Annotated in this window: 13 protein-coding genes; 6 read left to right on the forward strand and 7 right to left on the reverse strand. The window is 73.9% G+C overall.

The genetic code is table 11. The features are described from left to right. Positions 1 to 111: 111 nt before the first annotated feature. Genes ACIRS1_RS03470 through ACIRS1_RS03480 form a run of 3 tightly spaced genes read left to right on the forward strand, consistent with a single transcriptional unit; the run spans position 112 to position 2,554 of the window. On the forward strand, positions 112 to 972 hold the full coding sequence (locus tag ACIRS1_RS03470) for a sensor histidine kinase (protein ID WP_402836479.1): 861 nt from the start codon (positions 112 to 114) through the stop codon (positions 970 to 972). A 4-nt stretch (positions 973 to 976) separates the two neighbouring features. Beyond that, positions 977 to 1,627, forward strand: coding sequence for a response regulator (locus tag ACIRS1_RS03475; RefSeq protein WP_396316807.1), 651 nt, complete (start codon positions 977 to 979; stop codon positions 1,625 to 1,627). A 9-nt stretch (positions 1,628 to 1,636) separates the two neighbouring features. Beyond that, positions 1,637 to 2,554 carry a 1-aminocyclopropane-1-carboxylate deaminase/D-cysteine desulfhydrase gene (locus ACIRS1_RS03480; protein WP_402836482.1) on the forward strand — a complete coding sequence of 306 codons (918 nt, stop codon included), beginning with the start codon at positions 1,637 to 1,639 and terminating at the stop codon, positions 2,552 to 2,554. Between the two features lie 56 nt (positions 2,555 to 2,610). On the opposite strand, the gene ACIRS1_RS03485 is transcribed toward ACIRS1_RS03480, so the two are convergent. Then, positions 2,611 to 4,215, reverse strand: coding sequence for an LCP family protein (locus ACIRS1_RS03485; protein ID WP_402836483.1), 1,605 nt, complete (start codon positions 4,213 to 4,215; stop codon positions 2,611 to 2,613). A 121-nt stretch (positions 4,216 to 4,336) separates the two neighbouring features. Then, on the reverse strand, positions 4,337 to 4,801 hold the full coding sequence (locus tag ACIRS1_RS03490; protein WP_360210059.1) for a MarR family transcriptional regulator: 465 nt from the start codon (positions 4,799 to 4,801) through the stop codon (positions 4,337 to 4,339). Between the two features lie 100 nt (positions 4,802 to 4,901). Here ACIRS1_RS03490 and ACIRS1_RS03495 point away from each other — a divergent pair, with 100 nt between their 5' ends. Both ACIRS1_RS03495 and ACIRS1_RS03500 read left to right on the forward strand, forming a co-directional pair. Next, a complete protein-coding gene (locus ACIRS1_RS03495; RefSeq protein WP_360210057.1) occupies positions 4,902 to 5,927 on the forward strand; it encodes an NADP-dependent oxidoreductase in 1,026 nt (341 codons plus the stop codon). A 354-nt stretch (positions 5,928 to 6,281) separates the two neighbouring features. Next, positions 6,282 to 6,776 (forward strand): DUF3145 domain-containing protein, encoded by a 495-nt coding sequence (locus tag ACIRS1_RS03500; protein ID WP_360210055.1) that lies wholly within the window; start codon positions 6,282 to 6,284, stop codon positions 6,774 to 6,776. A 63-nt stretch (positions 6,777 to 6,839) separates the two neighbouring features. On the opposite strand, the gene fabF is transcribed toward ACIRS1_RS03500, so the two are convergent. The 5 genes from fabF to ACIRS1_RS03525 form a co-directional block, all read right to left on the reverse strand. Next, positions 6,840 to 8,105 carry a beta-ketoacyl-ACP synthase II gene (fabF, locus tag ACIRS1_RS03505; protein ID WP_360210053.1) on the reverse strand — a complete coding sequence of 422 codons (1,266 nt, stop codon included), beginning with the start codon at positions 8,103 to 8,105 and terminating at the stop codon, positions 6,840 to 6,842. Between the two features lie 180 nt (positions 8,106 to 8,285). Next, complete coding sequence (locus tag ACIRS1_RS03510) at positions 8,286 to 8,528, reverse strand: acyl carrier protein (protein ID WP_360210051.1); 243 nt, start codon at positions 8,526 to 8,528, stop codon at positions 8,286 to 8,288. 80 nt (positions 8,529 to 8,608) lie between these two features. Then, positions 8,609 to 9,640 carry a beta-ketoacyl-ACP synthase III gene (locus ACIRS1_RS03515; RefSeq protein ID WP_360210049.1) on the reverse strand — a complete coding sequence of 344 codons (1,032 nt, stop codon included), beginning with the start codon at positions 9,638 to 9,640 and terminating at the stop codon, positions 8,609 to 8,611. Further along, the gene (locus ACIRS1_RS03520) at positions 9,637 to 10,587 is read right to left on the reverse strand and encodes an ACP S-malonyltransferase (RefSeq protein WP_360210047.1); all 951 of its coding nucleotides are present in this window, start codon (positions 10,585 to 10,587) and stop codon (positions 9,637 to 9,639) included. The genes ACIRS1_RS03515 and ACIRS1_RS03520 overlap by 4 nt, the downstream gene beginning before the upstream one ends. 90 nt (positions 10,588 to 10,677) lie before the next feature. Next, a complete protein-coding gene (locus ACIRS1_RS03525; protein ID WP_360210207.1) occupies positions 10,678 to 11,874 on the reverse strand; it encodes a helix-turn-helix domain-containing protein in 1,197 nt (398 codons plus the stop codon). Between the two features lie 195 nt (positions 11,875 to 12,069). Here ACIRS1_RS03525 and ACIRS1_RS03530 point away from each other — a divergent pair, with 195 nt between their 5' ends. Beyond that, a complete protein-coding gene (locus ACIRS1_RS03530) occupies positions 12,070 to 12,846 on the forward strand; it encodes a pirin family protein (protein ID WP_402836488.1) in 777 nt (258 codons plus the stop codon).

Raw genomic sequence — 12,846 nt, forward strand, 5'->3', positions numbered from 1 at the left:
GGGGGCCCCCGCCCCCGGGCGCCCCCGCCGGGGGGCGCGGGGGGGGGGGGGGGGGGGGGGGGGGGCGGGGGGGGGCCCCCGGCCCCCACCACGCTCGCCCAGACCGGCGGGGTGCTGCCGACGACCCCGGGGCAGGTCGGCGGGTTCCTGACCGTCCTGGCCTTCAACCTGGCGGTCGTCGGGGTGCTCCTCGCGCTCAGCGAGGTCGCCGACCGGCTGAGCCGCCACCGCAAGCAGGCCAACGCCGAACTCGCCGAGGCCAACCGGCGGCTGACCGAGATGCTCGCCGAGAACGCCGGACTGCACGCCCAGCTGCTGGTCCAGGCCCGTGAGGCCGGGGCCGCCGACGAGCGCCGCCGCTTCGCCCAGGAGATGCACGACACCGTGGCCCAGGGCCTGGCCGGCATCGTCACCCAGCTCCAGGCCGCCGACCAGGCGCGGCAGGCGAGCGCGGCGGACGCTGACCGGCACCTGGCCAACGCGGTGGCCCTCGCCCGGGAGAGCCTCACCCAGGCCCGCCGGGCCGTCCACGCGCTGCGCCCGCTCGAACTGGAGCGGGCCGCCCTGCCGGAGGCGCTCGCCGAACTGGTCGAGCAGTGGCGGGAGCGCAACAGCGCCACCGCCGCGCTGACCGTCACCGGCGAGGCCCGCCCGCTGCACCCCGAGGTCGAGGTGACCCTGCTGCGGATCGCCCAGGAGTCGCTCGCCAACGCCGCCAAGTACGCGCGGGCCTCGCGGGTCGGGCTGACCCTCTCCTACATGCCCGGGCTGGTGACCCTGGACGTCCGGGACGACGGCATCGGCTTCGACCCGGCGGCCGAGCCGCCCTCCCGGGCCACCGGCGGCGGCTACGGGCTGGACGTGATGCGCCGCCGGGTGCAGCGGCTGGCCGGGCGGCTGGACCTGGAGACCGAACCCGGCGCCGGGACGACGGTGTCCGCGACCCTGCCGGCGATCAGTGTGGAGGAGTAGGACCGTGAGCGACGAGACGACGATCAGACTGCTGCTGGTGGACGACCACCCGGTGGTCCGGGACGGGCTGCGCGGCATGTTCACCGCCGCCCCCGGCTTCGAGGTGGTCGGCGAGGCCGGCGACGGCGCCGAGGCGCTGGTGCTGGTCGCCGCACTGCGGCCCGACGTGGTGCTGATGGACCTGCGGATGCCGCGGATGGACGGCGTCACCGCGATCCGCGAGATGGCCGAACGCGGCCTGCCCGGGCGGGTCCTGGTGCTCACCACCTACGACACCGACGCCGACGTGCTCCCGGCCGTCCGGGCCGGCGCCACCGGCTACCTGCTGAAGGACGCCGCCCGGGAGGACCTCTTCCACGCCGTCCGGGAGGCCGCCCGCGGCGCCTCGGTGATCGCGCCGACCGTCGCCGCCAAGCTGCTCGGCCAGGTCCGCGCGCCGGTCCAGGAGGCGCTCAGCCCGCGCGAGCTGGAGGTGCTGGAGCTGGTCGCCGCCGGATCCACCAACCGGGAGGCGGCGGCCCGGCTGTTCATCAGCGAGGCCACCGTGAAGACCCACCTGATCCACGTCTACGCCAAGCTCGACGTCAAGGACCGCGCCTCGGCCGTCGCCGCCGCCTACAACCTGGGCCTGCTCACCCCGACCCGCCGCCCGTAAGCTGGCCGGATGCTCGAACCCGCCCTGCTGCCGACCCCGCTGGTGGACTGCACCGACGAGGCGCTCGTCCGGGCCGGGGTGGAGCTGCGCCTCAAGCGGGACGACCTGCTGCACCCCGCCGTCCCGGGCAACAAGTGGCGCAAGCTGGCGCCCAACCTGACGGCCGCCGTGGAGCAGGGCCACACCCGGCTGCTGACCTTCGGCGGGGCGTACTCCACCCATCTGAGGGCGGTCGCGGCGGCGGCCGCGGCGCTCGGGCTGGAGAGCGTCGGGCTGGTCCGCGGGGAGGAGCTGGCCGACCGGCCGCGCAACTGGTCGCTGCGGGCGGCCGAGCGGGACGGCATGCGGCTGGAGTTCCTCACCCGCACCGAGTACCGGGAGGCCACCGGCCGGGCGGCGGCCGGCGACGGCGGTGCCGCGGCCGGGCCGCAGTGGCGCTGGGGCCCCGGCCTGGTGCTCCCGGAGGGCGGCTCCAACGCCCTCGCGGTGACGGGCGCGGCGGCGATCCCGGCCGAACTGCCCGACCTCGGCGAGCGCGACGTGGTCTGCTGCCCGGTCGGCACCGGCGGCACCCTGGCCGGCGTCGCGGCCGGTCTGCCGCCGGGCGCCCGGGCCCTCGGGGTGGCCGTGCTGCGCGGCGGCGAGGGCTACCTGGAGGCCGAGGTCACCCGGCTGCACCGGGCCGCCCGCGGCCGGGAGTTCGACAACTGGCGGATCGACCACGGGCACCACGGCGGCGGCTACGGCAAGGTCCCGGCCGAACTGGAGGCCTTCGCCCGGCGGTTCGAGCGCCGGCACGGCGTCCCGCTGGAGCGCCGCTACGTGGCCAAGCTGCTGGCGGCGCTGACCGGGCTGGCCGCCGCCGGCGCCTTCCCCCGGGGCACCCGGCTGACGGCCGTGGTCACCGGGGTGCCGGACCCGGTCTGACCGGGCCCGAGCCGAACCGGCCCGCCACCCGGCCGCGGGGTCCACGGCCGGTGCCGTCAGCCGAAGGTGAGGTCCGCGCAGGGGTCGGTGTCGGCGCCGCGGGAGTTCTCCGCTATGCCGGTGGGGACCCCACCGGGCGTGCCGCCGGGCGAGCCGCTCGCGGTGGCGCCCGGGGTGGCGCCCGGTGATCCGCTCGCGGTGGCGCCCGGGGAGGGGCTCGGCGAGCCGCCCGCGGCGTCCGTCGCCGGGGCCGGGTCGGCGCCCACCGAGTCCAGCCCGGTCGAGGGCACCGGCCGGTAGTCCCGGCCCAGGGTGACGGTGATCGCCTCGGAGCCCGGGTCCTCGACGGTGCGCGAGCCCGGGAAGAGCGCGGCCACCTGGTCGGCGGCGGCCTTGAGGGCGGGGTCGTAGGCGATCTCGGTCTGCAGCCGGCCGCCGGTGGGCTTGCCGAGGGCGACGTTCTTGAAGCCCCTGGCCCGCAGCGCCTCGGCGCCGGAGGTGGACAGTCCGGAGGTGCCGACGCCGTTGACCACGACCACCGGTGCGGCGGCCTGCTCGGGCGCGAGCGGTCCGCTCGGGGCGGCCGCCGCGGAGGAGCCGTCGGGCCCGGGGACGGTGGGGGAGGGGGCCGGGGTGCCGGTGCCGGCGGTGCCCCGGCCGTCCAGGGTGCGGTCCTCGCGCATCAGCCGCCACAGCGTGTCGGCGTCGGGCTGCACCAGCTGGACGCGGTCGCCGGCGAAGCGCCAGGGCGCGGTCACGAAGGTGATGTCGGAGAGTTTGATGTCCTGCAGCGAGCGGGCGAAGTCCACCAGCTTCATCGCGGTGCCCAGTCCCTCGTCCACGGTGAGCGAGCGGGTGGCCGCGTCCGCCAGCGGGAGCAGGGTGGGCAGCGAGAAGCCCTGGTTCTGGACCTTCCTGATCATGGACGAGACGAAGGCCTGCTGGCGCTTCATCCGCCCGATGTCGGAGTTGTCGCCGAAGCCGTAGCGCGCCCGCAGGTAGTCCACCGCGGGCTGCCCGGAGAGCTTCTGCATGCCCTTCCTGAGGTGGATGCCGTGCGAGTCGACGTCGTTGGGGACGCAGACGTCCACCCCGTTGATGGCCTCGGTCATCGCGGCCGCGCCCTTGAAGTCGACCACGATGGTGTGGTCGATCCGCAGGCCGGTGAGCGTCTCGACGGTGTTCTGGGTGCAGGCCGGGTTTCCCTTGGGGAACTCGCCGACCGTGAAGGCCGAGTTGAACATCTGGTTGGTGCGGGGTGATGTCCACCTGCCGCTCGGCAGCTTGCAGGAGGGCACGGTGACGAGGGTGTCCCGGGGTATGGAGACGCCGACGGCGTGCTTGTGGTCGGCGTAGACGTGCACCACCATCGCGGTGTCGGAGTGGCCGACGCCCTCCTCGCCGCCCCCGATCGCGCTGTTGCCGTCCTCGCGGGTGTCCGAGCCGAGCACCAGGATGTTCACCGGCACCGAGGCGCCGGGGGTGGTCGGGACGGGTGCCGGCGGGCGCTCGGTGGCGACGCCGCCCGCGTCGAAGGTGGTGATGTTGCTGTCCAGCCGGTGGTAGAACCAGGCCCCGGCCCCCACGACGGACAGCACCAGGACGGCCGCCAGGCCGATGGCGGTCCGCACGTAGCGGCGCCTGCGCGTGCTGCTGCCCATCTTCCGCGTGCCCCCCGTCTTTGCGTCTCTCGCGTTCGATGTTCGAACGTTAGACGTTTCGAGGGACGGTTCGGTTACCTCCGAGCGGGGTGCGGATCCCGCGGGGAGCCTGTGATGCTGCTCACGCCCCGGGGCCGGCGGCGCCGGTGAGCATCCGGCGCAGGAGGTCGCGCAGGACGGTCCGCTCGTCGTCGCCGAGGGCGGCCAGCGGCTCCCGGGCGAAGTTCAGCGACTCCCGCAGCTCCTCGGAGGCGGCGGCGCCGGTGCCGGTGGCGGCGACCAGCTTGACCCGGCGGTCCTGCCGGTCGGCCTCGCGCGTGACGAAGCCGCGCGCCTCGAGCCGGTCGACGATGCCGGTGATGTTGGACGGCTCGCAGCTGAGCGTCTGGGCGATCTGGCGCATCGGCATGGGGCCGCGGCGCAGCAGGGCGAGCACCTTGGCCTGGGCGCCGGTGAGCGAGCGGGCGGCGGCCGCCTCCTCGTACTCGCGGTGGAACAGCGCGACCAGGTTGGCCATCAGGTCGACGACCTCGCGGGTGATCTCGTCGGACTGCGGCGCGGCGGACCGGGGCGGCTGGGTGTCCATGCCCCAGAGTCTACCTGAAAAGTTGACAACATGAACCTTTCATGTCCATCGTTACTTCAGTAGCTCAACCTTTCAGGTACCGGAACACAAGGAGCCCCCCATGGCAGAGCAGGCCGCACCCGCCACCGCCCGTGAATGGCACCTCGCCGCCCGCCCGCAGGGCTGGCCGCAGCCGACCGACTTCGCCCTGGTCGAGGCGCCGGTCCGGACCCCGGGCCCGGGCGAGGTCCTGGTCCGCAACCTCTACCTCTCGGTCGACCCGTACATGCGCGGCAGGATGTCGGCGGCCAAGTCCTACGCGGAGCCGTACGCGCTGGGCGAGCCGATGCTGGGCGGCGCGGTCGGCCGGGTCGTCGCCTCGCAGGCGGACGGCTTCGCCGAGGGCGACTACGTGCTGCACTACTACGGCTGGCGCGAGTACGCGACCTTCGCCGCCGCCACCGCCGTCAAGGTGGACCCGGACGCCGCGCCGCTCTCGACGTACCTGGGCGTGCTGGGCATGCCCGGCCTGACCGCCTACGCGGGGCTCACCCGGATCGCCGAGGTCAAGGCCGGCGACGTGGTGTTCGTCTCCGGCGCGGCCGGCGCGGTGGGCGGCATCGTCGGCCAGATCGCCAAGCTGAAGGGCGCGGCGCGGGTGATCGGCTCCGCGGGCTCGGACGACAAGGTCAAGCTCCTCCTGGAGGAGTACGGCTTCGACGCCGCGTTCAACTACAAGAACGGCCCGGTCGCCGAGCAGCTCCGGGCGGCGGCCCCCGACGGCATCGACGTCTACTTCGACAACGTGGGCGGCGAGCACCTGGAGGCGGCCATCGAGGTGATGAACCTGCACGGCCGCATCGCGGTGTGCGGCATGATCTCGCAGTACAACGCCACCGAGCCCACCCCGGCCCCGCGCAACCTCGCGCAGATCATCGCCAAGCGCTTCCGCATGGAGGGGCTGCTCGTCGGCGACCACTACGACCTCCAGCCGAGGTTCGTCGAGGAGGTCGCGGCGTGGGTGCGCTCGGGTGAGCTCAAGTACCGCGAGACGGTGACCCAGGGCATCGACAGCACCGTGGACGCCTTCCTCGGCCTGCTCGGCGGCGTCAACACCGGCAAGATGGTGGTCCGCCTGGAGGGCTGACCGGCCGTCAGCTCCTCGAACCGCCCCGCGCGCGCCCCGGTCGGGCCCGCGGGGCGGTTTGCGTACGGGCGCGGGGGATCCGGCCGCACTACCGCATTCCGGCCGGATCCGAAAGTGCGTCATCCACGGTGCGGGGCGGCGCGGTACGGTGGTCCCGCCCGGCGACGGGGCCGTTCGGGGGAGAGATCCGGCCGAGGGGTAGACCTCATTGGGGATTCGACTAGCATTGAGCGAAAGCCTGTCCGTTTTGCTCAATTTAGTGGCTTAATGTCGGCAAACGTGGGTAACTGTGGATCAACTGCAGGCACGAGGCAGCTGGGGAAGGCGACCCTCGTCCACAGCCTGGAGGTCCCGGTGACGACACGTGGAGTTCTCTACATCCACTCCGCGCCCCGCGCGCTGTGCCCGCACGTCGAGTGGGCCGTCGCGGGAGTGCTCGGTGTGCGGGTGAGCCTGGACTGGATCCGCCAGCCGGCCGCACCCGGACACTGGCGCGCCGAGCTCTCCTGGCAGGGGGAGCCCGGCACGGCCTCGAAGCTCGCCTCCGCACTGCGCGGCTGGCAGCTGATGCGGTACGAGGTCACCAGCGAGCCCTGCGCCACGGCGGAGGGCGAGCGGTACAGCAGCACGCCCTCGCTCGGCATCTTCCACGCCGTCACGGGCATCCACGGCGACATCCTCATCCCCGAGGACCGGCTGCGGGCCGTCCTGCTGCGCTCCCGCAGCGAGGGGGCCGACCTGGAGGCCGAGATCTCCCGGCTGCTGGGCAAGCCCTGGGACGACGAGCTGGAGCCGTTCCGCTACGCGGGCGAGGGCGCCCCGGTGCGCTGGCTGCACCAGGTGGTCTGACCCCGGGAACGGCGGAAGGGGCCGGCGCTCTCCGTGAGCGCCGGCCCCTTCCGTTCGGGGCGGTCAGCGGGTGCGGAAGGCCAGCACCACGTTGTGGCCGCCGAAGCCGAACGAGTTGTTCAGCGCCGCGATCCGGCCCTCGGGCAGCTTGCGCGGCTCGTCGCGCACGATGTCCGCGTCCACGTCGTCGTCCAGCTCGTCGACGTTGATGGTCGGCGGGGCGAGGCGGTGGTGCAGGGCCAGCACGGTGGCGACGGTCTCGATGCCGCCGGCGCCGCCCAGCAGGTGGCCGGTCATCGACTTGGTGGCCGAGACGGCGATGTGGTCGAGGTCGTCGCCGAGCTCCTTGCGCAGCGCCTTCAGCTCGGCGGTGTCACCCTGCGGGGTCGAGGTGGCGTGCGCGTTGACGTGCACGATCTCGGCCTTGTCCAGGGTGTTGCGCTCGAACAGGTCGGCCAGTGCGCGGGCCACGCCCGCACCGGTCGGCTCGGGCTGGGCGATGTGGTGGGCGTCCGAGGACAGGCCCTGGCCCACGGCCTCGCAGTAGATCCGGGCGCCGCGCGCCTCGGCGTGCTCGACCGACTCCAGCACGACCACGCCGGCGCCCTCGCCCAGCACGAAGCCGTCGCGGCCCTTGTCGTACGGGCGGGAGGCGCGCTGCGGGTCGTCGTTGTTCTTGGACATCGCCATCATGTTGGCGAACGCGGCGATCGGCAGCGGGTGGATCGCGGCCTCGGTGCCGCCGGCCACCACGACGTCGGCGCGGCCGGTGCGGATCATCTCGATCGCGTAGCCGATCGCCTCGGCGCCGGAGGCGCAGGCGGAGACGGGGGTGTGCACACCCGCGCGGGCGCCGACCTCCAGGCCGACGTTGGCCGCCGGGGAGTTGGGCATCAGCATCGGGACGGTGTGCGGGGAGACCTTGCGGGAGCCCTTCTCCTTCAGCACGTCGTACTGGTCGAGCAGGGTCGTCACGCCGCCGATGCCGGACGCGATGACGGCGCCCAGGCGCTCGGGGGCGAGCTTGGAGGACTCGTCGGTGGCCGGGGTCTCGTAGCCGGCGTCGGCCCAGGCCTCGCGGGCGGCGATCAGCGCGAACTGCGCCGAGCGGTCCAGCTTGCGGGCCAGCGGGCGGGGGAGGATCTCGCCGGGCTCGACGGCGGTGCGCGCGGCGATCTTGACGGGCAGGTCCTCGGCCCACTCCTCGGTCAGGGCCGCCACTCCGGAGCGCCCGGCGACCAGGTTCTCCCAGGTGGTGGCGGCGTCGCCGCCCAGCGGCGTGAAGGCGCCGATACCCGTGACGACCACGGTACGGTTTTCAGCGGTCACTGGATCTTCTTCTCTCACGTTGTGCGGGGGTCGGCGGCGAGCCGAGGAAGGGCCCGGCCGGGCGCCCGGTGGGGCGTCCCGGCCGGTTGGTCGGTCCGGCTCGGTGAGCCGGTCGACGGGTCAGCCGCCCGAGGCGTGGGGAACGCCGGACGGGCTGGACGGATCGAGCGTGTCGATCGATCAGGCGTTGGCGAGGATGTAGTCCACGGCGTCGCCGACGGTCTTCAGGTTCTTGACCTCGTCGTCCGGGATCTTGACGTCGAAGCGCTCCTCAGCGGCCACGACGACCTCGACCATGGACAGCGAGTCGACGTCCAGGTCGTCCGTGAAGGACTTCTCGAGCTCGACGTCCTCGGTCGGGATACCGGCGATCTCGTTGACGATCTCGGCGAGACCTTCCAGAACCTCGTCCTTGGTAGCCATACTGGCTGCTCCTCTTCGGTGTTGAACGCGTCCGACCGGCGGCCGGACACAGGCTTGCGGATGACTGGGGCGAAACGCGCCTAGGGGAGCGTAACGACTGCGGCGGCGTACACGAGACCCGCCCCGAACCCGATGATCAGGGCGAGGTCGCCGCTGCGGGCCTCGCCGCTCTCCAGCATGCGCTCCATCGCCAGCGGGATGGAGGCGGCGGAGGTGTTGCCGGTCTCCGAGATGTCGCGGGCGACCGGCACCGAGTCGGGCAGCTTGAGCGCCTTGATCATGGCGTCGGTGATGCGCATGTTGGCCTGGTGCGGGATGAAGGCGCCGAGCTGGTCGGCGGTGATCCCGGCGGCGTCCAGCGCCTGCTGGGCCACCTTGGCCATCTCCCAGACCGCCCAGCGGAAGACCGTCTGGCCCTCCATCCGCAGGGCCGGCCACTTGGTCTCCTCGCCCGCGCCGTTGACGGCGTCGGGCTTGGCGAAGGCGGTGTCCCAGGCGTGGGTCTGCGAGATGACGTCCGACTGCGAGCCGTCCGAGCCCCAGATCACCTTGCCGATGCCGGGGGTGTCGGAGGGGCCGACGATCGCGGCGCCGGCGCCGTCGCCGAAGATGAACGCGGTCGAGCGGTCCGACTGGTCGGTCAGGTCGCTGAGCCGCTCGACGCCGACCACCAGCACGTACTCGGCGCTGCCGCCGCGGATCATGCCGTCGGCCAGGCCCAGGCCGTAGCCGAAGCCGGCGCAGGCGGCCGAGATGTCGAAGGCCGGGGCGGTGCCGCAGCCGAGCCGCTCGGCGATCTCGGTGGCGATCGCCGGGGTCTGCTTGAGGTGCGAGACGGTCGCGACGATCACGCCGCCGATCTGGTCGGGGGAGATCCCGGCCTGCGCGATGGCCTTGCCGGCGGCCTGCACCGACATCTCGGCGACGGTCTCCTCCGGGCCCGCCCAGCGGCGCTCGGCGATCCCGCTGCGGGTGCGGATCCACTCGTCCGAGGAGTCGATCCACTCCAGCACCTCGGCGTTGGGGATCACCCGCACCGGGCGGTAGCCGCCCACCCCGAGGATGCGCGAGAACTGCGCACCCACGGTGGGACGGATCTGCGGCTTGCTCATGCCTGGGTCTCCTGCTCCTGACCGCCGTGCTCCGCGACGAGCGCGCGGGCCTTGTCCAGGTCGGCGGGGGTCTTGAGGGCAAGCGTCGCCACACCCTTGAGGTTGCGCTTGACCAGTCCGGTGAGCGTGCCCGCGGGGGACAGCTCGATGACGGCGGTCGCGCCCAGGCGGCCCAGGGTCTCCATGCAGAGGTCCCAGCGGACCGGGTTGGAGACCTGCGACACCAGGCGGTCGAGCACCTCGGCGCCGGAGTCCACGACCCCGCCGTCCCGGTTGGACACGTAGCGGACCTGCGGGTCGGCGACGGTCAGCGTCGGGGCCAGCGCGGCCAGCCGCTCGACACCCGGGGCCATGTGCTCGGTGTGGAAGGCGCCGGCGACCTTCAGGGCCACCAGCTTGGCGCCGACCGGCGGGTCCGCCCGCAGCGCCTCCAGCTGGGCCAGCGTGCCGGCCGCGACGATCTGGCCGCCACCGTTGTTGTTGGCCGCGGTCAGGCCGTGCTCGGCGAGCTTCGCCGCCACGACCTCCTGGTCGCCGCCGAGCACGGCGATCATGCCGGTCTCGGTCACGGCGGCGGCCGCGGCCATGGCCTGGCCGCGCTCGCGGACGAAGGCCAGCGCGTCGTGCGCGCTCAGCACACCGGCGCCGGCGGCGGCGGTGATCTCGCCGACGCTGTGGCCGGCGACGGCGCCGACCAGCTTGCGGGCGACGTCCTCGTCCGGGAACAGCTCCCGGGCGGTCATGAGACCGGCGGCGACCAGCAGCGGCTGGGCGACGGCGGTGTCCTTGATCTCCTCGGCGGAGGCCTCGGTACCGGCGTGCACCAGGTCGAGCCCGGCGACCTCCGACCAGCCGCGCAGGCGGTCGGCGACACCGTCGAGCTCCAGCCAGGGGCTGAGGAAACCGGGGGTCTGGGCACCCTGTCCAGGGGCGACGATTACGAGCACGGTTCAACCCTCTCTCGCCAGGCGCCCAGGGGCGGGTAGGCGACGGTAACGAAGAAAACCATCCGGGATTGTAAGTTCCCTACATTCGGCTCAACTCGGCTCCCCGGCGGCGGTCAGCCGGCCGAGGGCGAGTGCGATCCGCAGCGTGAACGCCGAACGTACGTCGGAGGGGGCGTACCCCGTGACGTCGGTCACACGTCGTAGCCGGTAGCGCACCGTGTTGGGGTGGACGAAGAGCATCCGGGCCGCGCCCTCCAGGGAGGAGGCCTGCTCCAGGTAGACGCTCAGCGTCTCCAGCAGCGCCGAGCCGGCTTCGTCCAGTGGTGTGTAGATCTCCTCCACCAGTTGGCGGCGGGCGGCCTGGTCACCGGCCAGCGCCCGCTCGGGCAGCAGGTCGTCGGCCAGGACCGGTCGGGGGGCGTCCGGCCAGGCGGCGCAGGCGCGCAGCCCGGCCGCCGCGGCGTGCGCCGAACGGGTGGCCGAGAGCAGGTCCGGCACGGTCGGGCCGACCACCACCGGGCCCGGCGCGAACTGGCCGATCAGCGCCCGGGCGGCGTGCACCGGCTCCTTGTCGCCACCCACCACCACCACCAGCCGCTTGCCGAGCACACCGGTCAGCACGTGCAGCTTGGCGTAGCGGGCGGCCCGGCGGATCGCCTCGACCACCAGCTCGCTGTCGCCGTCCGGGGCGCTGCCCATCACCACCCGGACCTGGCTGGGCTGGCCCCAGCCCAGTGCGGCCGCCCGGGACAGCACGCCCTCGTCGGCGTCGCCGGACAGCAGCGAGTTGACCACCAGCGCCTCCAGCCGGGCGTCCCAGGCGCCGCGCGCCTCGGCCGCCTGGGCGTACACCTGCGCGGTGGCGAAGGCGATCTCCCGGGCGTAGACCAGCACGGACTCGCGCATGTCCGCCTCGTCGCCGGGGGCGGCCACCTCCTCGATGGCCTCCTCCATCACCTCGATCGTGGTGCGGATCAGCTCGACGGTCTGGCGCAGCGTGATCGCCCTGGTCAGCTCGCGCGGGGCGGTGCCGAAGACGTCGGTGGAGATCGCCTGCGCGGTGTCCGGGTGGCGGTACCACTCGGTGAAGGCGGCGATGCCGGCCTGGGCGACCAGGCCGATCCAGGAGCGGTGCTCCGGCGGCATCCGCCGGTACCAGCCGAGCTGGTCGTCCATCCGCGAGATCGCGGCGGTGGCCAGCTTGCCCGAGGACTTCTCCAGCCGCTTCAGCGTCGCGGCACGGCGCTCGGCGCGTTCGGCGGCGTTTCTGCGCTCCTGCGCGGTCAGGCGCGGCGCCGCCCGGCCGGGACGGTCGCGCACGGCCCGGGGAGCCGGACTCGTCCCGGTCGTCCCGGGCTCGGGGCTGGGTTCGCTCTTGGAGTTCGCGGATGCGGCTGGCACAGGGACAAGACTGCCTCACGTGAGTGACTGCTCGTGCACAGGCCCCGGGGGCGAGCCGGAAAGCGCGCTACGGTGGGGCCCGTGACCGACGCCGCCGCCCGCCCCCGAGCCGACCTGCGCCGCACCGCCGAGCGCTACCTCTCCACCCCGGCCGAGGGCGTCGAGACCCGACACGCGTTCTCCTTCTCCGGTCACTACGACCCGCGCAACACCCACTTCGGCGCGCTGCTCGCGTGCAACGAGGAACTCCTCGCCCCGGGCGCAGGCTTCGACGAGCACAAGCACCGGGACACCGAGATCCTCACCTGGGTGCTGGAGGGGGCGCTGGCGCACCGGGACTCGCAGGGCCACGCCGGCGTGGTCCGCCCCGGCATGATCCAGCACCTCGGCGCGGGCTCCGGGGTCACCCACACCGAGCGCAACGTCGGCGGCGCCGACGGCCCGGTGCGGTTCGTCCAGATGTGGCTCCAGCCGGACGTGTTCGACGCGCCCCCGGTGTACGGGCTGCGCAGGGTGGAACCCGCGGACGGCGGGTTGACGCTGCTCGCCTCCGGGCTGGCCCGCGACGCCGGGACGGCGGCGCTGCGGCTGCGCCGCGGTGACGCCGCGCTCTGGCTGGCGAAGGCCGGACCGTGGCAGCCGTTGCCCCCGCTGCCCGGGGCCGCCTGGCGCTACGCGCACCTGACGGCCGGCTCCCTCGGCTACCGGACGGTCCCCGGGCCGAAGGGCGGCGGGCGCTCGATGGCCCCGGGCGACAGCGTGCGGATCACCGGGGACGCCTTCGCCGACCCGACGGCCGGCGAGGACGGCGCCGAACTGCTGCTCTGGGAGATGCACTCGCCGGTCTCGTACGGCTGA

This window comes from Kitasatospora sp. NPDC101176 (assembly GCF_044768035.1).
Lineage (GTDB): Bacteria > Actinomycetota > Actinomycetes > Streptomycetales > Streptomycetaceae > Kitasatospora.